The organism is Sphingomonas sp. ACRSK (assembly GCF_022346685.1).
GTDB lineage: Bacteria > Pseudomonadota > Alphaproteobacteria > Sphingomonadales > Sphingomonadaceae > Sphingomonas > Sphingomonas molluscorum.
This window is the reverse complement of sequence record NZ_JAKRNR010000006.1, coordinates 47759-69292: the sequence shown is the minus strand read 5'-3', so window position 1 is coordinate 69292 and position 21534 is coordinate 47759. Positions and strand designations below refer to the sequence as shown.

The following is a 21534-nucleotide window of genomic DNA, read 5'->3' as shown; positions in this document are numbered from 1 at the left end:
TCCTTAGCGGCGGTCATCGCGGGCCGGACGCACGCCGGAGGTCTGAGCCTCCAGCATCAGCCGGTCCTGCGCCATCGGGTCGTGGCCGAGGATCTCACCCTTGAAGATCCACACCTTCACGCCGCACACGCCATAGGCGGTGTGTGCAGTCGCTTCGGCATAGTCGACGTTCGCGCGCAGCGTGTGCAGCGGAACGCGACCCTCACGGTACCATTCGGTGCGTGCGATCTCGGCGCCGCCGAGACGGCCGGCGCAGGTGATCCGGATGCCCTCGGCGCCCAGACGAAGCGCCGACTGCACCGCGCGCTTCATGGCGCGACGGAAGGCGATGCGACGCTCGAGCTGGTCTGCGACACCCTGTGCCACCAGCTTGGAGTCGATCTCGGGCTTGCGGATCTCGACGATGTTCAGCGACACGTCGGACGAGGTCATCGCGGCGAGCTTCTTGCGAAGCTTCTCGATGTCCGCGCCCTTCTTGCCGATGATCACGCCCGGACGGGCCGCATAGATCGACACGCGGCACAGCTTGGCCGGGCGCTCGATCACCACCTTCGAGATCGCGGCCTGCGGCAGCGTCTCGGTGATGTACTTGCGGATCTTGAGATCCTCCAGCAGCAGACGGCCATAGTCATGGCCTTCCGCGAACCAGCGGCTGTCCCAGGTGCGGTTGATCTGCAGACGCAGACCGATGGGGTTCGACTTCTGACCCATTACGCTTCCTCCACCTCGGCAACGACGATGCGCACGCGGCTGAACGGCTTCAGGATGCGGGTCGACTTACCACGGCCGCGGGTAGCGAACCGCTTCATGGTGATCGACTTGCCGACCGAAGCCTCCTTCACGACGAGAGCGTCGACGTCGAGGTTGTGGTTGTTCTCCGCGTTGGCGATCGCCGAGGCGAGGCACTTGCGGACGTCCACGGCCATCGCCTTCTTCGAGAAGGCGAGGATGTTCATCGCTTCACCGGCAGAGCGGTTGCGGATGAGGCCGGCGACGAGGTTCAGCTTCTGGGCCGAGCCACGCACCTGCGTGGCGACTGCCAGTGCTTCCTTCTCGCCCACGCGGCGAGGGGCTGCCTGCTTGCTCATCAGCGCTTACCCTTCTTGTCGGCGGCGTGGCCGGGGAAGAAGCGGGTGGGAGCGAACTCGCCGAGCTTCATGCCCACCATCTCTTCGTTGACCGACACCGGCACGAACTTGCGACCGTTGTACACGTTGAACGTCAGGCCGACGAACTGCGGCAGGATCGTCGAACGACGCGACCAGGTCTTGATCGGACCAGCGCGCGTACCGGCTTCCTGAGCGGCCTCCGCCTTCTTCAGCAGGCTCAGTTCGACGAACGGGCCCTTCCAAACAGAACGAGCCATCTATCAGCCCTTCTTCTTCGCGTGACGCGACCGGATGATCATCTTGTCGGTCGCCTTGTTGTGACGAGTGCGCGCACCCTTCGTCGGCTTGCCCCACGGGGTGACCGGATGACGGCCGCCCGAGGTCCGGCCTTCACCACCGCCGTGCGGGTGGTCGACCGGGTTCTTGGCAACGCCGCGGGTCAGCGGGCGCTTGCCCAGCCAACGGGTGCGGCCAGCCTTGCCGAGGTTCTGGTTCTGGTTGTCCGGGTTCGAAACCGCACCCACCGTCGCCATGCACTCTGCACGGATGTAGCGCTGCTCGCCCGAGTTCAGGCGAACGATGACCATGCCCTTGTCGCGGCCCACGACCTGCACATAGGTGCCGGCCGAACGTGCGATCTGACCGCCCTTGGCAGGCTTCATCTCGACGTTGTGGACGATGGTGCCGACGGGCACCTGGCCCAGCTCCATCGCGTTGCCCGGCTTCACGTCGGTCTTGCGACCGGCGATCACCTTGTCACCAACGCCCAGACGCTGCGGGGCGATGATGTAGGCCAGGCTCTGCTTGCCGTCGATCTCGCCATAGTTGACGAGCGCGATGAAGGCCGTGCGGTTGGGATCGTACTCGATCCGCTCCACGGTGCCCTCGACGTCCCACAGGCGACGCTTGAAATCGACGATGCGATAGCGCTGCTTGTGGCCGCCGGCGATGCCGCGCGACGTCACGTGACCCTTGTTGTTGCGGCCGCCCGTCTTGGTCTTGCCCTCGGTCAGCGCCTTTACGGGGCGCCCCTTGAACAGACCCGAACGGTCGACGAGGACCAGGCCGCGCCGTGCCGGCGAGGTCGGGTTGTAATGCTTGAGTGCCATTACGCCATGGTCCCCTGCGTTACGTCGATCGACTGACCTTCGGCCAGGGTAACGATCGCCTTCTTGATGTCCGTGCGCTTGTAGGCTTCGCCCTTCCAGCGCTTGGTCTTGCCCTTGACGACGATCGTGTTCACGCCGGTGACCTTCACGTCGAACAGCGCTTCGACCGCCGCCTTGATCTCGGGCTTGGAGGCGGTCTTCGCCACCTTGAACACGACTGCGTTCTGCTCCGACACCAGGGTCGACTTCTCGGTGATGTGGGGCGCGAGCACCACGTCGTAGTGGCGGACGTCGACCGCCTTGCTTGCCTTAGCCATGGAAGCGCGCCTCCAGCTTTTCGACAGCGGCGCGGGTGAGCACCAGCGTGTCATGCTTCAGGATGTCGTAGACGTTGGCACCACCGGCCGGCAGCACGTTCACGGCCCGCAGGTTGCGAGCGGCGAGCGCGAAGCTCGTCTCGACGGCGTCGCCGTCGATCACCAGCGCGGTCTTGCCGAAGCCCAGCTTCGACAGGTTGCCGGTCAGCGCCTTGGTCTTGCCGTCCTCGACCGTGAGGCCGTCGACGACGATCAGCGAACCCGCCTTGGCGTGGCTCGACAGCGCCATGCGCAGGCCCAGCGCGCGGATCTTCTTGTTCAGCGACGGATTGAAGTCGCGAACACGCGCACCGTGTGCCTTACCGCCGCCGACGAAGATCGGAGCGCGACGATCGCCGTGACGAGCAACACCGCCGCCCTTCTGGCGACCGAGCTTCTTGCCGGTGCGTGCGACGTCCGCACGCTCGCGGGTGCCACGGGCGGTGCCGCGGCGCTTTTCCAGCTGCCACGTCACGACGCGGTGCAGGATGTCGGCACGCGGCTCGACGCCGAACACCTCGTCCTTCAGCTCGATGTCGCCGCTCTCGGCGGCGTCGAGGGTCTGTACCTTGACCTTCACGTTCAGCCCTCCTGGCCTTCGGTCGCCTCGGGAGCCGCCTGTGCGGGCGCCTCGGCCGGGGTTTCGTTGCTGTTGGCGACGGCCTTCAGGCCGGCGGGGTACGGCGCGTCGGCATGGCGCGCGACCTTCACCGCGTCCTTGACGATCAGCCAGGTGCCCTTGTGGCCCGGGACCGAACCCTTGACGAAGATGAGACCACGCTCAGCATCCGTCGAGACGATCTCGAGGTTCTGCTGCGTGCGGTTGCGGTCGCCCATGTGGCCGGCCATCTTCTTGTTCTTGAAGACGCGACCCGGATCCTGGCGGTTACCGGTCGAACCATGCGAACGGTGCGAGACCGAAACGCCGTGCGTCGCGCGCAGACCACCGAAGTTCCAGCGCTTCATGGCGCCCGCGAAACCCTTACCCTGGGTCTTGCCGGACACGTCGACGAGCTGGCCGGCGACGAAATGGTCCGCCGAGATCGTCGAACCGACGTCCAGCAGCGCATCTTCGGCAACGCGGAACTCGCAGACTTCCATCTTCGGCTCGACCTCGGCCTTGCCGAAGTGGCCGCGCTGCGGCTTGGCGACGTTCTTCGCCTTGGCAGTGCCGGCACCGATCTGCACCGCGACATAACCGTCGCGGTCGGCAGTGCGCTGCGCCACCACCTGAACCTCTTCCAGCGCCAGGACGGTCACGGGCACGTGGCGCCCGTCATCCTGGAACAACCGGGTCATTCCCATCTTCTTAGCGATCACGCCAGTGCGCATGACCCACTCCTCCAACAGAGGCTCGCCATCCCGGCGAGCTTGCCAACGAAAAAGGCCCCGGCCGCTTTCACGCTCCGGAGCCCCAGCCCTCACGACAAACGCCCCCGCCAGGGCCGGTCATCGAGGAACACCGCGGACGAACCGCCTGTTTTTCCCTCGATAGCGGGGACGCGGACAACGGCTTTGATCGAATGATCCCCTGCCGTTCGGTATCCCGTAGCTGCTTTCCCAGCCTCTACCGCGACTTAGCGCGGGAAGCGAAAGCGCGACGCCCGGTGAATCACCAAGCGTCGCGGTGCCGGCGCATTACGCCAGCTTGATCTCGACGTCAACGCCGGCGGCGAGGTCGAGCTTCATGAGCGCGTCCACCGTCTGCGGGGTCGGCTGCACGATGTCGAGGAGACGCTTGTAGGTGCGGGTCTCGAACTGCTCGCGCGACTTCTTGTCGATGTGCGGACCGCGGTTCACGGTGAACTTGTCGATGTGCGTGGGCAGCGGAATCGGACCACGGATCAGCGCGCCGGTACGACGGGCGGTGTCGGCGATGTCGCCGGCTGCCTGGTCGAGCACGCGATGGTCGAACGCCTTGAGGCGAATGCGGATGTTGTTGTCCATATCCCTACCGATGCGAAATGGTCACGACCCCGGCCGTCACCCCAACCGAAGCTGAGGGCTCGTGCCGCAGGCGCAGCGCCGGCGGGTTGAGATCCCGGTGGAAACCGGGATGGCGGAGAAAGAGCCGAAACTCAAAAAAACTGGAAGGCCGCCCTTACAGAGGCCTCTACAAAAAGGCAACCGCCCGGCACCCCCTTTTTGGGGATGCCGGGCGGCTGTTGTCAGTCGCCTTGTGAGCGGCTTACTTGTTGATTTCGCTGACCACGCCCGCGCCGACGGTACGACCGCCCTCACGGATGGTGAAGCGCTGACCAACGTCCATCGCGATCGGTGCGATGAGCTTGACGCCCAGCGCGACTTCGTCGCCCGGCATGACCATCTCGGTGCCTTCCGGCAGCTCGATCGTGCCGGTCACGTCCGTGGTGCGGAAGTAGAACTGCGGGCGGTAGTTGGCGAAGAACGGCGTGTGACGGCCACCCTCGTCCTTCGACAGCACGTAGACCGACGACTGGAAGTCGGTGTGCGGCTTGATCGAACCCGGCTTGGCCAGAACCTGACCACGCTCAACTTCTTCACGGCCAACGCCACGGATCAGCGCGCCGATGTTGTCGCCTGCCTCACCCTGGTCGAGCAGCTTGCGGAACATTTCCACGCCGGTGACGACGGTCTTGCGGACCGACTCCTGGATGCCGACGATCTCGACTTCCTCGCCGACCTTCACAACGCCGGTCTCGACGCGGCCGGTGACGACGGTGCCGCGACCCGAGATCGAGAACACGTCTTCGATCGGCATCATGAACGGCTTGTCGAGCGGACGCTCCGGCTGCGGGATCGACTCGTCGACTGCTGCCATGAGGGCCAGGATCGCGTCCTTGCCGAGCTTGTCGTCCGAACCCGAAAGGGCTGCGGTCGCCGAGCCACGGATGATCGGAATGTTGTCGCCGTCGAACTCACGCTTGGAGAGCTCTTCACGGATTTCCATTTCGACCAGCTCAAGGATTTCCTCGTCGTCGACGAGGTCGACCTTGTTGAGGAAGACCACCATGGTCGGCACGCCAACCTGGCGAGCGAGCAGGATGTGCTCCTTGGTCTGCGGCATCGGGCCGTCGGTCGCGGCAACCACCAGGATCGCGCCGTCCATCTGGGCGGCACCGGTGATCATGTTCTTCACATAGTCGGCGTGGCCCGGGCAATCGACGTGCGCATAGTGACGCTTGTCGGTCTCATACTCGACGTGTGCGGTCGAGATGGTGATGCCGCGCTCGCGCTCTTCCGGAGCCTTGTCGATGTTGGCGAAGTCGACGGCGGCGTTGCCCGCGACGTTCTCGGCCAGGACCTTGGTGATCGCAGCGGTCAGCGACGTCTTGCCGTGATCGACGTGGCCGATGGTGCCGATGTTGAGGTGCGGCTTGTTCCGCTCGAATTTCGCTTTTGCCATTTTCCTACCTTCTGATTCGAATCCGCTGCCGCATCAGGGGCCACGCGAACGCGGCCCCATAGCGACTGTTTGGGGGTTACGCCAGCTTCGCCTTCACTTCGTCGGCCACGTTCTGCGGCACTTCGTCGTAATGCGAGAACTGCATCGAGTACTGCGCACGGCCCTGGGTGAACGAGCGGAGCTGGTTCACATAGCCGAACATGTTGGCCAGCGGCACCATCGCCTCGACCACCTGCGCGTTGCCGCGGCTGTCGGTGCCCTGGATCTGGCCACGACGGCTGTTCATGTCGCCGATGACGTCGCCCAGATATTCTTCCGGGGTGACGACCTCGACCTTCATGACCGGCTCGAGCAGCTTGATGCCGGCCTTCTGAGCGGCCTCACGCATCGCGCCACGGGCGCAGATTTCGAACGCCAGCGCCGACGAGTCGACGTCGTGGTACTTACCGTCGATCAGGTGCACTTCGAAGTCGATGATCGGGAAGCCGATCAGCGAGCCCGTCTGCGCCGTCTCGCGGAAGCCCTTCTCCACCGACGGGATGTACTCGCGCGGGATGTTGCCGCCCTTGATCTCGTCGAAGAACTGGTAGCCCGAGCCACGCTCGCCCGGCTTCACCTGAACCTTGACTTCACCGAACTGGCCCGAACCACCCGACTGCTTCTTGTGGGTGTAGGTCAGCTCGACGGGCTTGGCGAGATACTCGCGATACGCCACCTGCGGCGCACCGACGTTCGCCTCGACCTTGAACTCGCGCTTCATGCGGTCGACCAGGATCTCGAGGTGGAGCTCGCCCATCCCCTTGATGATGGTCTGGCCCGACTCGTGGTCGGTCGAAACGCGGAACGAGGGATCCTCGGCAGCCAGGCGGTTGAGCGCGATGCCCATCTTTTCCTGGTCGGCCTTGGTCTTCGGCTCCACCGAAAGCTCGATCACGGGCTCGGGGAATTCCATCCGCTCCAGGATGATCGGGTTCGACGCGTCGCACAGCGTGTCGCCGGTCGTCGTCTCCTTGAGGCCCGCGATCGCGACGATGTCGCCGGCGCGCGCTTCTTCGATGTCCTCACGCGAGTTCGCGTGCATGAGGAGCATACGGCCGATCTTTTCCTTCTTGTCCTTCACCGAGTTCAGGTAGCTGCCCTTGGTCAGCGTGCCCGAATAGATGCGGGTGAAGGTGAGCGAGCCGACGAACGGATCGTTCATGATCTTGAAGGCCAGAGCCGAGAACGGCGCATTGTCTTCCGGCGGACGCGAGTCCGCGGTCTCGCCGTCGAGCTTCACGCCCTGCACGTCGGGAATGTCGAGCGGCGACGGCAGATAGTCGACCACCGCGTCGAGCAGCGGCTGAACGCCCTTGTTCTTGAACGCCGAACCGCAAAGGATCGGAACGAACGACATCTCGAGCGTGCCCTTGCGGATCAGCTTCTTGAGGTCGGCGACCGACGGCTCGTTGCCCTCGAGATACGCTTCCATGAGCGCATCGTCCTGCTCGACGGCCATCTCGATCAGGTCGCTGCGATACTTCGCGGCCTTTTCCTTCAGCTCGTCGGGGATCTCGCGATATTCGAACTTCGCGCCCAGGCTCTCGTCGAGCCAGATGATCGCGCGGTTCTCGACCAGGTCGACCAGGCCCTTGAAGCCGCCTTCCTCGCCGATCGGGATGTACAGCACGGCCGGACGCGCGCCGAGACGCTCGACGATCGTGTCCACGCAGTAATAGAAGTTCGCGCCGGTGCGATCGAGCTTGTTGACGAAGCACATCCGCGGAACTTTGTACTTGTCCGCCTGGCGCCACACGGTCTCCGACTGCGGCTCCACGCCGGCAACGCCGTCGAAGCAGGCAACCGCACCGTCGAGCACGCGCAGCGAACGCTCGACTTCGATCGTGAAGTCGACGTGGCCGGGGGTGTCGATGATGTTGATCAGGTGCTCTTCGCCCTTGCCCTCTTCAGCGCGCCACTTGCACGTGGTCGCCGCCGAGGTGATCGTGATCCCGCGCTCCTGCTCCTGCTCCATCCAGTCCATCGTCGCGGTGCCTTCGTGCACTTCGCCGATCTTGTAGGACTTGCCGGTGTAATAGAGGATGCGTTCGGTCGTGGTCGTCTTGCCGGCGTCGATGTGCGCCATGATGCCGATATTGCGATAGCGCTCGAGCGGATGGCTGCGGGCCATGATCGTTCTTCCTTAGCGATGTGGGGAGCCGGCGTGACCGGCTCCCCATCATATAGGTCGGTTGTGTTGCCAGCGGAAGACCGCCGGACCCGCTGTTACCAGCGGTAGTGCGAGAAGGCGCGGTTCGCTTCCGCCATGCGGTGCGTGTCTTCGCGCTTCTTGACGGCGTTGCCGCGGTTGTTGGCGGCGTCCATCAGCTCACCCGACAGACGGGCTGCCATGGTGTTCTCGCTGCGGTTGCGGGCCGAGGCGATCAGCCAGCGGATCGCGAGCGCCTGCGCACGCTCCGGACGGACTTCGACCGGAACCTGGTAGGTCGCACCGCCAACGCGGCGGCTGCGGACCTCGATGCCCGGCTTCACGTTGCCGAGCGCGTCGTGGAAGACGCCGATCGGGTCACGCTTGGCGCGCGCTTCGATGGTCTCGAACGCACCATAGACGATGGCTTCGGCGACGGACTTCTTGCCGTCCAGCATCACCGAATTCATGAACTTCGAAAGAACCTGATCCCCGTAGACGGGATCCGGCAGGATTTCCCGCTTCTCGGGACGACGACGACGTGCCATCTGCTTTATTCCTTTAAAACTTCAGCCTGAATGGACCGCAACAGCGGCCGGCTTACTTCGGACGCTTGGCGCCGTACTTGGAGCGGGACTGACGGCGGTCCTTGACACCCTGGGTGTCGAGCACGCCGCGCAGCACGTGGTAGCGCACGCCCGGAAGGTCGCGCACACGGCCGCCGCGGATGAGCACCACCGAGTGCTCCTGGAGGTTGTGGCCCTCGCCCGGGATGTAGCTGATGACTTCGCGCTGGTTGGTCAGGCGAACCTTGGCCACCTTGCGCAGAGCCGAGTTCGGCTTCTTCGGGGTCGTCGTGTACACACGGGTGCAGACGCCGCGCTTCTGCGGGTTCTGCTCCATCGCAGGGACCTTGGACTTGGTCTTCTGCAGTTCGCGGCCCTTGCGGACCAGCTGGTTGATCGTCGGCATGAAGCCCTTCACCTTTCAAACGGTTACTTTGCCGGAGTCGTGACAGGAATGCGCAAAGGCCACGCGGCGAGACGCCCCGGGGCCTTAGGTCTCCAACAACGTTCAGCGCTGCCCAGCAGGTCGGGACCGGAAACCGGAACCATCCCATTGAACGGGCGCGCCTATACGCGCTCGCCCGCGCACGGTCAATGGCGCGGCCGGTAGGGGAAAGGCACCGCCCCCCTGCCCCGCCCCACCGGCCGCGGGTCACCCGCCCTGACGGCCGGTGACGAGCTTGCCGCCCTTCACCACCGCTGCGGGACGTGCGAGCAGGGTCACGTCCCGGGTGGGATCGCCGTCCACCGCCACGAGATCGCCGAAGCGGCCGACCGCGATCGCCCCCACGTCCGCCTCTCGGCCCAGCGCCTGCGCGGCATTCCACGTGGCGGTGCGGATCGCGTCCAGCGGCGTCATGCCGAAGCGGACCATGACCGCGAACTGGCGCGCATTGTCGCCATGGGGATAGATGCCGGCGTCGGTCGAGAAGATCATGCGTGCGCCCGCCTTCGCCGCACGGCCGAAGTTCTCGCGCTGGAGCGTGCCGACGCGGCGTTCCTTCTCGATATTCTCCGGCAGGACGCCGTTCGCCTTGCCTTCGGCCAGCGTGTATTCGGTGTTGTAGACGTCGAAGCCGAGCCAGGTGCCGCGCTCCCGCGCGAGGCGGATGCCCTCGTCGTCGATGAAGCTGACGTGCTCGATCGTGTCGATGCCGGCGCGGATCGCGGCCTTGATCCCTTCGGCGCCGTGGGCGTGGGCGGCGGTCTTGAGCTTCCAGAAATGCGCCTCGTCGGCGACGGCCTTGAGCTCCTCTTCATGGAGCTGCTGCACGCCGGGCTCGGTATTGCGGGAGAAGACGCCGCCGGTGGCGCAGACCTTGATGACCTCGGCGCCATATTTGCGCTGCTCGCGCACCCGCTTCTTCAGCTCCTCCGGGCTGTCGCCCATGGCGGGCGAGACGCGCTGGAAGGAGGGCGGCAGGAAGGTCTCGTCGCAGTGACCGCCGGTGGCGCCGAGCGCATAGGCGGCGGGGACGATGCGCGGTCCCTCGATCCAGCCCTCCTCGATCGCCTGCTTCAAGCCGACGTCGGCGTAGTTATCCGACCCGACGTTGCGCACGGTGGTGAAGCCGGCGCGCAGCGTCCGCGCGGCATTGCCCGCCGCCTGCGCCACCCAGAAGCTGTCGGTGAACTGGAGGCCGGTGTAGCCGCCGTACTTCGGATTGCTGGTCAGATGGACGTGCATGTCGATCAGGCCAGGGACGATCGTCTTGCCCGGAAGATCGATGCTAGTCGCACCCGCCGGAATCAGCGGCCGGGCGTTGCCGGTCGCGACCGAGGCGATGCGCCCGTCGGTGATCACCACCACCGGCTGATCGAGTAGCCGGCCGCTCTGGACGTCGAGCATGCGATCGGCCGTCACCACGACCGTTTCCGAGTTCGTCGTCTGGCTGAATGCCGGCGGCGTGAATGCCGCCGCTGCGGCCGCAGCCGCCACCCCCAAGTTCCGCATCATCATCCCCCTGCACGCGTTCGCCCCTTGGTCGGGGCGGATGCAGGTTCGGTCAATCCACTCGGGAGAGAAAATGCGGCGGGTGCGAAAGCGCAGAGCCTTCGCGCCCGCCGCCGGGGATCACATCCCCTGCACTTCCTTCAGATGGCCTTCGACCACCGGGGCGGTGTTCGAGGCGAAGGTCTTGAGCGAGGCAGCCTCGCCATTGGCGGCATAGCCCTGCAGCGCGGAGAGCGCCTGCTGGTGGGCTGCGACCTGCTGCTGCTTGTAGACGGTGTCGAAATCGGCACCGCTGGCGGCGCGCAGCGCTTCCAGGTTCGCATTCTGCTCGGCGGTGAGCGCCGGCGCCGGGGTGACGTTGGCGCTGGCGGCCGCGGTCTTCAGCTTGGCGGTGGAGGCGGTGTGATCCTTCACCATCTGTGCCGCGAACTTCTTGAGCGCAGGCACCGTCGCCTTGTCCTGCGCGATCTTGGCCGATTCGATCTCGAACGTGTCGCTGGCGGCCATGGTGTTGGCGAAGCTCTGCGCGGTCAGGCCCGCTGCATCGGTCGCGTTGCCGGTCGTGGCGGCGGCGTTGCCGTCCAGCGTCTCGTCGGTCAGCACGGTGTCGTTGGCCGTGCCCTCATCGACAACCACCGTGTTGGTGTTGTCGGTCGTGGTACGATCGCCGCAGGCCGCGAGGCCCGCCAGTGCGGGCAACACGGCCCCGATCAGCAAAAGCTTCTTCATGCGCTCTCTCCTTCGGGGCTGTGCAACGCAGTCTGCACGCCCCCGTTCCTTGATTTGCGATGAAGCGTGGGCAGACCGCCGCCTCGCTCAGCGAGTCGGCGTCGCGTCGTTGGCGATCGGCAGCGTGTCGTTCGTGGCTGGCATCGCCATGTTGGCGTCGGTGCCGTTGCCCATCATGGCGCCGTCCGTCCCGCCCGCGCTGCCCATCGCGTTGGCGGGATCCTCGCCATCGTTCGAGAAGGCCATGTTGTCGTAGCTGTCGTTGAGGACGACGTTCTCGTCGTTGGTCACGCGGACCTCTTCGCCGCCTCCACAGGCGCCGAGCAGGGCAACGAGCGGCAGCATCAGCATCGGAACGGCTTTGGTCATGGCGGCGTCTCCTTCGCGGGCAACAACGTGCGTTCGCGAAGGCCGTTCCGAAGCCGTCAGCCAGACAGGAGGCGGCGGACGGCCCAAAGGACCGCCCGCCGGCCGGATCAGATGTGCAGGGCGCGTCCGTAGGCGGCGAGCACACTCTCGTGCATCGCCTCGGACATGGTCGGGTGCGGGAACACCGTTTCCATCAGCTCGGCTTCCGTGGTCTCCAGCGTCTTGCCGACGGTGTAGCCCTGGATCATCTCGGTCACTTCGGCGCCGATCATGTGCGCGCCGAGCAGTTCGCCGGTCTTGGCGTCGAACACCGTCTTGATGAAGCCCTCGGCCTCGCCCAGCGCGATCGCCTTGCCGTTGCCGATGAAGGGGAAGGTTCCCGCCTTCACCTCATAGCCCGCTTCCTTGGCCTTCGCCTCGGTCAGGCCGACGCTCGCGATCTGCGGGTGGCAATAGGTGCAGCCGGGGATGTTGCGGACGTCCATCGCGTGCGGGTGCTTGCCCGCGATCGCCTCGACCGCGATCACCCCCTCGTGGCTGGCCTTGTGGGCGAGCCAGGGCGGCGCGGTGATGTCGCCGATCGCCCACAGGCCGTCGACGTTGGTCTTGCAGGTGGCGTCGGTCTCCAGGAAGCCGCGGTCGTTCATCGCGACGCCCAGTTCCTTGAGACCAATGTCGGCGGTGTTCGGGACGATGCCGATCGCGACGATGACATGGCTGTACTCGCCGTCGAACGCCTTGCCGTCCTTGCCCGTGATCGTCGCCTTCACGCCGTTGGCGTCGGCGGAGATCTTGTCGATCTTGGCGCTCGTCAGGATCTTCATGCCCTGCTTGGTGAGCGACTTTTCCAGGAAGGTGGAGATGTCCGCGTCCTCGACGGGGACGATGCGGTCCATCATCTCCACGACGGTAACTTCGGCGCCCATGTCGTTGTAGAAGCTGGCGAACTCGATGCCAATCGCGCCCGATCCGATGACCAGCAGCTTGCTCGGCATCTCACTGGGCGTCATCGCATGGCGATAGGTCCACACGCGCTTGCCGTCCGCCGGCAGGTTCGGCAGGTCGCGGGCGCGCGCGCCGGTCGCGACGATGATGTTCTTGGCCGCAAGCTCGGTGGTCTTGCCGTCCTGGCCCGTGACGGTCAGCTTGCCCTTCCCCGTCAGCTTGCCGGTGCCCATGTGCACCGCCACCTTGTTCTTCTTCATCAGGTGGGTGACGCCCTGGTTGAGCTGCTTGGCGACGCCGCGCGAGCGCTTCACCACCGCATCCAGGTCCGCGCTGATCTTGTCGGCGACCAGGCCATAATCCTTGGCGTGCTGCATATAGTGGAAGATCTCGGCCGAGCGCAGCAGCGCCTTGGTCGGGATGCAGCCCCAGTTGAGGCAGATGCCGCCCAGGTTCTCGCGCTCGACGATCGCGGTCTTGAGGCCCAGCTGCGCCGCACGGATCGCCGCGACATAGCCGCCCGGCCCCGAGCCGAGAACGATGAGGTCGTAGGTTTCAGCCATGGCTTGGTGCTTCCGTTCTGCGATTCTTCAGGATTGTACGGTGTTGATCGGGCGCGGGCGCCGGTTCTCGTCGATCGCGACGAAGACGAAGCGCGCCTGGGTGACCCGGCATTGTTCCTCGACGTGGCGGCCGCGGCGCCAGGCCTCGACCTCGATCGTCATGGAGGTGCGGCCGGTCTTCACCAGCTCGGCATAGACCGACACCTCGTCGCCAACCGCGACGGGGGCGTGGAACTGCATCGCCTCCACCGCGATGGTGACGGCGCGGCCGCGGGCGTGGCGTGCGGCGGTGAGGCCGGCGGCCATGTCCATCTGGCTCATCAGCCAGCCGCCGAAGATGTCGCCATAAGGATTGGCGTCGGCGGGCATGGTGGTGACGCGCAGCGCCGGCTGCCCCTGGGGCGGGCCGTCAGTCATGGGTCAGACCCTCGCGGGCGAGACGCTGTTCGGCGATGGCGCGCTGCAGCTGGCGGATGCCGAGCACCACCACCACCAGCACCGCGCCCAGCGTCACCAGCTCGACGTCGTCGCGCGCGGGCCGGTAGGACCAAGCGGAGAGCATCCCCACCCCCACGACGGCCGCGACGCTCAACACGATCTGGATCAGCTCGATCGCAATCCGCACCTTCATCGCCGCGCTCCGCCTAGCAACCACCGGCTGCGCCCGGGCCTCAAGCAAGCAGGCCCATCGGCTGCTCGACCAAAGCCTTGAACAGCTTGAGCATCTGGGCGCCGTCCGCACCGTCGATCGCGCGGTGATCGAAGCTGCCGGTCGCCGTCATCACGGTCGCGACGCCGAGCGCGTCGTCGACGATGTACGGGCGCTTCTCGCCCGCGCCGACCGCCAGGATCATGCCCTGCGGCGGGTTGATGACCGCCTCAAACTGCTTGATGCCGAACATGCCCATGTTGGAGAGGCTGGCGGTGCCGCCCTGATATTCCTCGGGCTTCAGCTTGTTCTCCTTGGCGCGGCCGGCGAGCTCCTTCATCTCGGTCGAGATGCGGGCGACGCCCTTGGCCGCCGCGTCGCGGATGATCGGGGTGATCAGGCCGGTCGGCGTGGAGACCGCGACCGACACGTCGGCGCGGCTGTAGCTGACGAGCTGGTCGCCCAGGAACGTCACGTTGCACTTCGGGCTCTGCTCGAGCGCGATGCCGAGCGCCTTGATGAGCAGGTCGTTGACCGACAGCTTCACACCGCGCGCGTCCAGGCTCTTGTTGAGCTCGCCGCGCAGCTTGAGCAGCGCGTCCAGGCGCACGTCGACCGTCAGGTAGATGTGCGGGATCGTCTGCTTCGCCTCGGTCAGGCGGCGCGCGATCGTCTTGCGGATGTTCGAGAGCTTCGAAACCTCGTGCGGGATCGACTCGTCGTACCAGACCGCCTTGGTCTCTTGGCTCGGCGCAGTCCCGCCGGCGGGAACGCTGGCCGCAGCGCCGGCCGAGGCGCCCGGTGCGGGAGCCGCTGCCTTCGCCTGGCCCGGCTTGGCGCTGTCGAGGTCGGCCTTGACGATGCGGCCGTTGGGGCCGGAGCCGCTGAGGCCCGCGAGGTCGATGCCCTTTTCGGCGGCGAGTCGACGTGCGAGCGGGCTGGCCTTCACGCGGCTGCCGCTGCTGGCCGGGGCTGCCGGAGCGGCAGCGGGCTTCGCCTCCGCCTTAGGCTGCTCGGCAGGAGCCGGGCTCGCTGCCGGAGCGGGCGTCGCGGCCGGCGCAGCAGCTGCCGGTGCAGCGGCTGCCGGTGCCTCGATCGAGCTCGCGTCCTCGCCCTCACCCGTCAGGATCGCGATCACGGTGCCAACCTTCACATTGTCCGAACCCTCGGCGACGAGGATCTTGGCGATCACGCCCTCGTCCACCGCCTCGAACTCCATCGTCGCCTTGTCGGTCTCGATCTCCGCCATCAGGTCGCCGGAACGAACGGTGTCGCCCTCTTTCACCAGCCACTTGGCGAGGGTTCCCTCCTCCATGGTGGGGGAAAGCGCGGGCATCTTGATTTCGATCGACATGGGTACAGCTGGATCCTCTCGGGGCTCTGACCTTCCTTTGCCGTCACAGCCGCACCGGTCAACCCCGTGGGCTTGCGTGAACGGCCGAGCGTCGCCACGCTTCAAACCAAAGGGGAGCGTTTTCGATGCGTACGTATCTGGTGGTGATCGACGAAAGTCCCGAGTCGCAGATCGCGCTGCGCTTTGCCGCGCGGCGCGCGGTGAAGACCGGCGGCTCGGTCGAGATCCTGGCGCTGATCGAGCGGCCGGAATTCGTCCAATGGGGCGGCGTGATGGCGACCATGGAGCAGGAAACCCAGCAGCGTGCGCAGGGCCTGGTCGCCGCCGCCGCGGGTACGCTGCTGGAAGAGTCGGGCCTGAAGCCGGCGCTGACCGTCCGTGAGGGCGATGGCCCGGCGATCGTGCGGGAGATGATTGCCGGCAACCCCGAAATCGCCGCGCTGGTGCTGGGCGCGGCGGCAAGCGGCGCCCCTGGGCCGCTGGTGAGCCACTTCTCCGGCACCGACGCGGGCACGCTGCCCGTGCCGGTGATGATCATCCCGGGCAGCCTGGACCGGGAGGCGATCGACCGGCTGAGTTGAGGAAGCACGGGCGGCCGCCGGCCGGCAGCCGCCCGGACCCGGCCTGCGTCAGGCGGGACCGCTCGTCACGAAGGCGCCGTTGACGCCCACGGGGAAGAAGCCGCCCGAACCCGTCGATGCGGCATTCAGGTACACGATGTTGAGCACCTGGCCCGTGGAGCGGCTGAACGCGATGCCGTCTTCGTCCGCCGGCACCAGGTTGGCATTGCCGTCCCTCGTGATCCCCTGATCGAGATCGCTGCTGCCGTCGAGCGAGTCGCGCGCATCGCTGATCCGGTTCGCCGAGGTGATGAGGCTCGGCATCTCGATACCCTTGGAGTAGAGCGCCGTGCGCAGCAGCCCGGCATGGTAGCCCTCGGTCGCGAGGATGCCCGCGGCCGCGTCGATGTAGGTCGGATTGGTGAGCAGCGGCGCCGCACCCTTGTAGGCGGTCACGCCCACATCTTCGAACAGATAGGCGGCGAGCAGGAAGTTCTCGTCGCTCGCATAGGGATCGAACGTGTCGTTGCTGCCGACCACGCCCGCCGACCGAGCCGCGGCGGTAAAGGGTCCTGCCGCATCGCCGCCGATGTTGATCGCCGGCTGGGCGATCGCCGCGTTGCCCAGCGCCTCGCGGAGGAAGGCGACGTGGTGGCGTTCGTTGTAGGCGATCTCGCGTGCATATTGCGCGACCACGGGATCGGTGAAGGTTACCGCGCGTCCGCCTTGGACCGCACCCGCCCGACCGACGCCGCCGAGCATGTCAACGGGCAGGCTCTGCCCGGTGGTGGCGAAGCTGTAGAACTGCGCCTCCAGATATTCCAGGTTCAGCGCGAAGTTGAGGACGTTCACGTCGGCGATGCCCGAGCTGGCGGTCGGCGTGGGCGTCGGGGTGGGCGTCGGCGTTACGACGTCGCCGTCATCGTCGTCGTCGCAGGCGGCCAGCAGCGACAGCCCGCCCGCCATCGCGGTCGCGGTGCCGGCGTAGCGGAGGAAGCGGCGACGCTCGGCCCGGCGATGCTCGACCGCCTGCAGGATCCGCCGCTTGGATTCGATGTCCATCATGTGAAGTCTCCCTGATCGAACCCGCGGGCTCAGTTCGCCGCGCTGCTGCGGATGGTGCCGTTGACACCGGCGGGGAAGAACCCGCCCATCGTGGCCGCGGCGTTGTTGAGGTAGACGATGTTGAGCACCTGGGCGGTGGTCCGGCCGAAGGCGAGCGCATTGTCGTCGACCAGCGCGACGTTCGACATCAACTCGTCGTTGTCGTCCTCGACCGGAGAAATGCCCTGGTCGCGATCGTCGCGGCCGTCGAGCGAATCGCGCGCGTCCGAGATTTTCTGAACGGAGTCGCGGATCATCGGTGTCTCGACGCCCTTGCTGTACAGCGTCGTGCGCAGGATGGCGGCGTGATACGCCTCCACCGCCATGATCCCGGCGGCCGCCTCCAGATAGGTCTTGTTGGTGATCAGCGCCGCCGCACCCTTGTAGGCCGACACGCCGACGTCCTCGAAAATGAAGGCGCCGAGCAGAAAATTCTGGTCATTGGCGTAGGGGTCGAACGTTTCGCCCGTGCCGATCAGCCCGGCTGCCCGTGCGGCACCCGAGAAGGCGCTGGTCGGCGTGGCGCTGATGTCGATCGCCGGCTGCGCGACCGCGGCCGAGGCGAGCTGTTCGCGCAGGAAGGTGACGTGCGCACGCTCGTCCCCGGCGATCTCGCGCGCATATTGCGCCACCACCGGATCCTGGAAATCGACCCTGCGGCCGCCGTTGACGGCACCCTGCTGCGACATCCCGCCGAGCATCGACTGCGGCAGCCCCTCTCCCGTGGCGGCGAAGCTGTAGAACTGCGCCTCGAGATATTCGAGGTTCAGCGCGAAATTGAGGATGTCGGCGTCGGTCACGGCCTGTGCCCGGGCGGGCCCGGAGCGCGAGAGCGCCACCGCGCCTGCCGTGGTCAGTGCCGCGGCACCGAATGCCCGCGAGAAAAATTCGCGCCTTTCGTTTCGGCGCCGTACGCGCGCGTCCAATGCTTCCACGATCGTGTCGGACTCAGTCATGGGGGCCTCCCTGTCGAGGTTACCTTCATGCGGCACCGGACAGCATTGCCCCGCCCGCTGGGGAGCGAGCGCGGCAAAAACGGCCGACCAACTTCCCGGGCCATCAACGCTACACCACCGAATTAAGTCGCATCAGCCAAGCATTATTTTGCCTTTACGTAAGCGATACGCACCGCTTCTGGCGGAAATATTTGACGGGGTCGCGGCACATCGGCTTATTGCACCGCAGCATTTTGTCGATGTGCCCACCTACTGCTCGATCGCGTGTGTCCAAAGCCGCTTGAGTGCATCTGGCTGGCCCGGCATGATCGTGCAGATGCGAACCCTTTTCCTGCTGCCGCTGCTTGCCCTCGCCATCCCTGCCGCGGCGCGCGAGGCGCCCAGGCCCGAGCGGATGAAGGCGGACGTCGAGAAGCTGGTGTCGTTCGGCACCCGCCACACGCTGTCGTCGGCCGACCACCCCAGTCGCGGGATCGGCGCGGCGCGGCGCTGGTTCGCGAACGAGATGGGCCGGATCGGCGAGGCATGCGGCGGCTGCATCACGGTGGCGAACATCGCCCGCAGCTTCACCGGCCCGCGCGCACCCAATGGTGTGCAGATCGTCGACGTGCTCGGCTTCCAGCAAGGGCGCGATCCCAAGCGGGTGGTGATCGTGATGGGGCACATCGACAGCCGCGTGACGGACGTCATGGACGCGACCAGCGACGCGCCGGGGGCCAATGACGACGCATCGGGCGTGGCGCTGGTGCTGGAGGCGGCGCGCATCCTTTCGAAGGAGAAGTTCGACGCGACCATCGTCTATGCGGCGCTGTCGGGCGAGGAACAGGGACTGTGGGGCGGCGAGCTGCTCGCCGACACCGCGCGCGAACGCGGCTGGACGGTGAGCGCGGTGCTCAACAACGACATCGTCGGCAACACGATCGGCCTCGACGGGCGGCGAGTCGCGGACCGGGTGCGGGTGTTCTCCGAAGGCATCCGCAGTTCCGAATCGCTGGAGCAGCAGATCGCGCGCCGCGCGGCCGGTGGCGAGGACGACGGCCCCAGCCGGTCGCTCGCCAAGGCGATCAACGGCGTTGCGGCAACCGTGCCGGGCGGGCTCGACGCGGTGCTCGAACGCCGCCCCGACCGGTTCGGCCGCGGCGGCGACCATGAGCCGTTCCTGAAGCTCGGCTACCCGGCCGTGCGCTTCTCCGTGGGGGTCGAGAACTACGACGCCCAGCACCAGAACCTGCGCACCGAGAGCGGCCGCGTCTATGGTGACACGGTCGACCGGATGGACTTCCCCTATCTCGCGAAGGTGACCGCCCTGAACGTGGCGACGCTGGCGCGGCTGGCAGCGGCGCCGGCCGCACCCGAGGGGGTTACGATCGCGGGCGCGCTCAGCACCGACACGACGGCGCGGTGGCAGCCGGTCGCGGGCGCCGCCGGATATCGCATCCGCTGGCGCCGCAACGATCGCCAGGACTGGACGGACCATGTGGACGTGACGGGCACGAGCCATGTGCTGAAGGGCGTGATCGTCGACGACCATTTCGTCGGCGTGTCGGCGCTTGCCAAGGACGGCAGCGAGAGCCTGGTCAGCTTTGCGGGGCGCGCGCCCCGCGGTTGAGGATCGGAGGCGACGTCTCAGCCCGCGCGGGACTGGCGGTCCGGCTTCTCGGTACGCGTCGGATCGGCGTCCCGAACCGGATCGAAGAGGCGCCATTCGCCCCGGACGTCATCGCGCAGCATCTCTTCGCTGCAGCGCATGCAGCGGGCGCGAAAGTCGACCCCATCGTGCCACACACGCTTCGCGTGCTTGTGGCCCATCACCATACAAAGCCAACCCACGGATCGTCTCCCGACTCTCCCCTGATATGCGCTTCGGCCCCGAAGTAACCGCCCCCTACGGAGGCCGAAGAGCACAGAAGGCATACGCTGCACCGCAAAAACGCGCCACGCCCTTAGCGACCGTACGTGGCCGCGCTCCGGTAAACCGCGTACGAATTACTACGTAGCGTCCTCAAGAGGACTAGGAGATCGCGTCCCGCGACTCAAGCGGTCAACCGCGAAGCGCGGGACCGGCAAAGAACGGGCCGCTGAAGAGCGGCCCGAGGATCATGTTGTTAGGGGAACATGCGCCGAAATCCGGCTATTCGCTTCGTAGAACGGCCTGCATAAACCCAGCCTTAACGGCTGCAGCCGGCCGAACAGCTGCCGAGGCGCCGGACCCAATATTCCTCCTGGAACGGCAAGCCTTCGGCGATGCCCTGCGTCTCGACCGTCAGCGCGTGCGAGGTATTGACCGTGATCGTGGTCCGCCCATGTCCCAATCCGGGACAGGTATAGTGTACCGTCGCGCGATTTCCGGCATCTTCGATGACGAAGCGCGAGCACTGCACGCCGGCATGACGGAGCTGAACCAGCGCGCCGACATCGCGGACGCACAGATTGCGCCCCCCCGCCTTCGCACCGCGTTCGCGGACCTGCCACAGCCCCGGCTCGATCGACGCTGTCGCCTTTAGTCCGGAGCCCGGAACCACCGCTACGGCAGACGCCGCACCGAGTATCGCCGCGACTGCGGCCAGAATGGCGCGACCTGCGCCCCCACCCCTCATGTCTCACCTTCCGTTTGCCGCAGCGCGGCAGCCCCCGCCGCGCATGTGGGGGCTGCCTGCCGCGGATGCAACGTCAGGAGAGCGCCGTCTCGAACGGCACCGGGAACTTGGTGGCGCAAAAGGCGCAGTCGACGGTGATCAGGCCGTTCTCGTCGGCCATCTCGCGCCGCTCCTCCTCCGGGAAGCGCGACAGCACCTGCTGGATGTAGGTCACGTCGCAGCGGCAGCCGCGGCTCATGGCCGTGCTTCCCTGCACCAGCACCTCGCGCTCCTCGTTGAACAGCCGCCAGACCAGCGTCTCCAGCGGAAGCGCCGCATCCGTGAGCTCGTCCGCGCCCATGGTGGCGCCGAGTGCCTCGACGTGCTGCCACTGCGGGTGATCGAGGCGGGTGTGGATACGATCGCGCCCCTCCTCGCCATCGGGCAGGTGTTGCAGGAACAGCCCGCCCGCAACCGGCCGGCCGGCCGCATCGCGACCGACGCCCAGGCGCACCAGGCTCGGGATCTGCTCCGACTGGAGGAAGTAGCTCTGCGCCGCGTCCGCCAGCGACTCGCCGTCCAGCGGCACGATGCCCTGGTAGCGCTCGCCGGTCACCGCCTGGTCGAAGGTGATCGCAAGATAGCCGTTGCCGAACAGCGCGAACAGCGACGGCGCCTCCGGCAGCGCCGCCAGCCGCTCGGCGTCATAGTCCACGTAGCCGCGCAGCTCGCCGGCCTTGAAGTCGCAGACCATCAGCCGCACGACGCCGTTCTGCGTCTGCGCCTGGAGCGTGAGCTGCCCCTCTTCGCCCTTCAGCGTCGAGCCGAGCAATGCGGTGAGCGCCAGCGCCTCGGCCAGCAGCGTCTCGATCGCCGGCGGATAGGCGTGCGCGGAGAGGATCGAATCGAGCACGGGCCCCAGCCGGGTGATGCGGCCGCGGGCGTCCCGATCGGGAATGGTGAAGCCGATCGCGCGGTCGAGATCGGTGGCGGTGGGTTCCTGCATGGTGTCTACCGTTCGGGCTGAGCCTGTCCGAGCCCTGCCCTTCTCCTTCCGCCCGC

At 66.6% G+C, this 21534-nt stretch carries 26 protein-coding genes; 2 read left to right on the top strand and 24 right to left on the bottom strand.

Features of this window, described 5'->3' with window-relative positions:
- Positions 1-3: 3 nt before the first annotated feature.
- The 19 genes from rpsC to MHZ35_RS04885 all read right to left on the bottom strand — a co-directional run bounded on the left by rpsC (position 4) and on the right by MHZ35_RS04885 (position 15276).
- Entirely contained in the window at positions 4-711 is a 708-nt protein-coding gene (gene rpsC / locus MHZ35_RS04975) for a 30S ribosomal protein S3 (protein ID WP_125961407.1), read from the bottom strand.
- Complete coding sequence (gene rplV / locus MHZ35_RS04970; protein ID WP_125961408.1) at positions 711-1088, bottom strand: 50S ribosomal protein L22; 378 nt, start codon at positions 1086-1088, stop codon at positions 711-713. Before rplV ends, rpsC begins: the two co-directional genes overlap by 1 nt.
- Positions 1088-1366, bottom strand: coding sequence for a 30S ribosomal protein S19 (rpsS, locus tag MHZ35_RS04965; RefSeq protein ID WP_125961409.1), 279 nt, complete (start codon positions 1364-1366; stop codon positions 1088-1090). Before rpsS ends, rplV begins: the two co-directional genes overlap by 1 nt.
- A 3-nt stretch (positions 1367-1369) precedes the next feature.
- Entirely contained in the window at positions 1370-2218 is an 849-nt protein-coding gene (rplB, locus tag MHZ35_RS04960) for a 50S ribosomal protein L2 (protein ID WP_125961410.1), read from the bottom strand.
- Complete coding sequence (locus MHZ35_RS04955) at positions 2218-2535, bottom strand: 50S ribosomal protein L23 (protein WP_125961411.1); 318 nt, start codon at positions 2533-2535, stop codon at positions 2218-2220. The genes rplB and MHZ35_RS04955 overlap by 1 nt, the downstream gene beginning before the upstream one ends.
- A complete protein-coding gene (rplD, locus tag MHZ35_RS04950; RefSeq protein ID WP_125961412.1) occupies positions 2528-3154 on the bottom strand; it encodes a 50S ribosomal protein L4 in 627 nt (208 codons plus the stop codon). Before rplD ends, MHZ35_RS04955 begins: the two co-directional genes overlap by 8 nt.
- Positions 3155-3156: 2 nt before the next feature.
- Positions 3157-3906: a 50S ribosomal protein L3 gene (gene rplC / locus MHZ35_RS04945; protein ID WP_125961413.1), complete on the bottom strand. Its 750-nt coding sequence runs from the start codon at positions 3904-3906 to the stop codon at positions 3157-3159.
- Between the two features lie 306 nt (positions 3907-4212).
- Entirely contained in the window at positions 4213-4521 is a 309-nt protein-coding gene (rpsJ, locus tag MHZ35_RS04940) for a 30S ribosomal protein S10 (RefSeq protein ID WP_033921125.1), read from the bottom strand.
- A gap of 241 nt (positions 4522-4762) precedes the next feature.
- Positions 4763-5959: an elongation factor Tu gene (gene tuf / locus MHZ35_RS04935; protein ID WP_239434628.1), complete on the bottom strand. Its 1197-nt coding sequence runs from the start codon at positions 5957-5959 to the stop codon at positions 4763-4765.
- 76 nt (positions 5960-6035) lie between these two features.
- On the bottom strand, positions 6036-8129 hold the full coding sequence (fusA, locus tag MHZ35_RS04930; RefSeq protein ID WP_125961415.1) for an elongation factor G: 2094 nt from the start codon (positions 8127-8129) through the stop codon (positions 6036-6038).
- Positions 8130-8224: 95 nt separating this feature from the next.
- Positions 8225-8695, bottom strand: coding sequence for a 30S ribosomal protein S7 (gene rpsG, locus MHZ35_RS04925; protein WP_125961416.1), 471 nt, complete (start codon positions 8693-8695; stop codon positions 8225-8227).
- Positions 8696-8747: 52 nt separating this feature from the next.
- A complete protein-coding gene (gene rpsL / locus MHZ35_RS04920) occupies positions 8748-9119 on the bottom strand; it encodes a 30S ribosomal protein S12 (RefSeq protein ID WP_086129340.1) in 372 nt (123 codons plus the stop codon).
- 246 nt (positions 9120-9365) lie between these two features.
- Entirely contained in the window at positions 9366-10670 is a 1305-nt protein-coding gene (locus MHZ35_RS04915) for a Xaa-Pro dipeptidase (RefSeq protein ID WP_446741015.1), read from the bottom strand.
- Positions 10671-10787: 117 nt separating this feature from the next.
- Complete coding sequence (locus tag MHZ35_RS04910) at positions 10788-11396, bottom strand: DUF4142 domain-containing protein (protein WP_239434626.1); 609 nt, start codon at positions 11394-11396, stop codon at positions 10788-10790.
- An 87-nt stretch (positions 11397-11483) separates the two neighbouring features.
- A complete protein-coding gene (locus tag MHZ35_RS04905; RefSeq protein WP_132883259.1) occupies positions 11484-11765 on the bottom strand; it encodes a hypothetical protein in 282 nt (93 codons plus the stop codon).
- 107 nt (positions 11766-11872) lie between these two features.
- Positions 11873-13273: a dihydrolipoyl dehydrogenase gene (gene lpdA, locus MHZ35_RS04900; RefSeq protein WP_239434625.1), complete on the bottom strand. Its 1401-nt coding sequence runs from the start codon at positions 13271-13273 to the stop codon at positions 11873-11875.
- A 27-nt stretch (positions 13274-13300) separates the two neighbouring features.
- Positions 13301-13690, bottom strand: a complete 390-nt coding sequence (locus MHZ35_RS04895) for an acyl-CoA thioesterase (protein ID WP_125961421.1) — start codon at positions 13688-13690, stop codon at positions 13301-13303.
- Positions 13683-13904 (bottom strand): hypothetical protein, encoded by a 222-nt coding sequence (locus MHZ35_RS04890; protein ID WP_239434624.1) that lies wholly within the window; start codon positions 13902-13904, stop codon positions 13683-13685. Before MHZ35_RS04890 ends, MHZ35_RS04895 begins: the two co-directional genes overlap by 8 nt.
- A gap of 40 nt (positions 13905-13944) precedes the next feature.
- Positions 13945-15276 (bottom strand): pyruvate dehydrogenase complex dihydrolipoamide acetyltransferase, encoded by a 1332-nt coding sequence (locus MHZ35_RS04885; RefSeq protein WP_239434623.1) that lies wholly within the window; start codon positions 15274-15276, stop codon positions 13945-13947.
- A gap of 125 nt (positions 15277-15401) precedes the next feature.
- Here MHZ35_RS04885 and MHZ35_RS04880 point away from each other — a divergent pair, with 125 nt between their 5' ends.
- Positions 15402-15857 (top strand): universal stress protein, encoded by a 456-nt coding sequence (locus tag MHZ35_RS04880; RefSeq protein ID WP_125961424.1) that lies wholly within the window; start codon positions 15402-15404, stop codon positions 15855-15857.
- 48 nt (positions 15858-15905) lie between these two features.
- On the opposite strand, the gene MHZ35_RS04875 is transcribed toward MHZ35_RS04880, so the two are convergent.
- Positions 15906-16901, bottom strand: coding sequence for a ferritin-like domain-containing protein (locus tag MHZ35_RS04875; protein WP_239434622.1), 996 nt, complete (start codon positions 16899-16901; stop codon positions 15906-15908).
- Between the two features lie 29 nt (positions 16902-16930).
- Positions 16931-17896, bottom strand: a complete 966-nt coding sequence (locus tag MHZ35_RS04870) for a ferritin-like domain-containing protein (RefSeq protein ID WP_239434621.1) — start codon at positions 17894-17896, stop codon at positions 16931-16933.
- Between the two features lie 316 nt (positions 17897-18212).
- Here MHZ35_RS04870 and MHZ35_RS04865 point away from each other — a divergent pair, with 316 nt between their 5' ends.
- Positions 18213-19505, top strand: coding sequence for a M20/M25/M40 family metallo-hydrolase (locus MHZ35_RS04865; protein ID WP_239434620.1), 1293 nt, complete (start codon positions 18213-18215; stop codon positions 19503-19505).
- 17 nt (positions 19506-19522) lie between these two features.
- On the opposite strand, the gene MHZ35_RS04860 is transcribed toward MHZ35_RS04865, so the two are convergent.
- From MHZ35_RS04860 to MHZ35_RS04850, 3 genes are all read right to left on the bottom strand, one after another.
- Positions 19523-19711 carry a hypothetical protein gene (locus tag MHZ35_RS04860; RefSeq protein WP_239434619.1) on the bottom strand — a complete coding sequence of 63 codons (189 nt, stop codon included), beginning with the start codon at positions 19709-19711 and terminating at the stop codon, positions 19523-19525.
- A 353-nt stretch (positions 19712-20064) separates the two neighbouring features.
- Positions 20065-20493, bottom strand: a complete 429-nt coding sequence (locus MHZ35_RS04855) for a DUF3617 domain-containing protein (RefSeq protein WP_239434618.1) — start codon at positions 20491-20493, stop codon at positions 20065-20067.
- Between the two features lie 73 nt (positions 20494-20566).
- Positions 20567-21478, bottom strand: coding sequence for an Hsp33 family molecular chaperone HslO (locus tag MHZ35_RS04850; protein ID WP_132883252.1), 912 nt, complete (start codon positions 21476-21478; stop codon positions 20567-20569).
- Positions 21479-21534 lie beyond the last annotated feature (56 nt).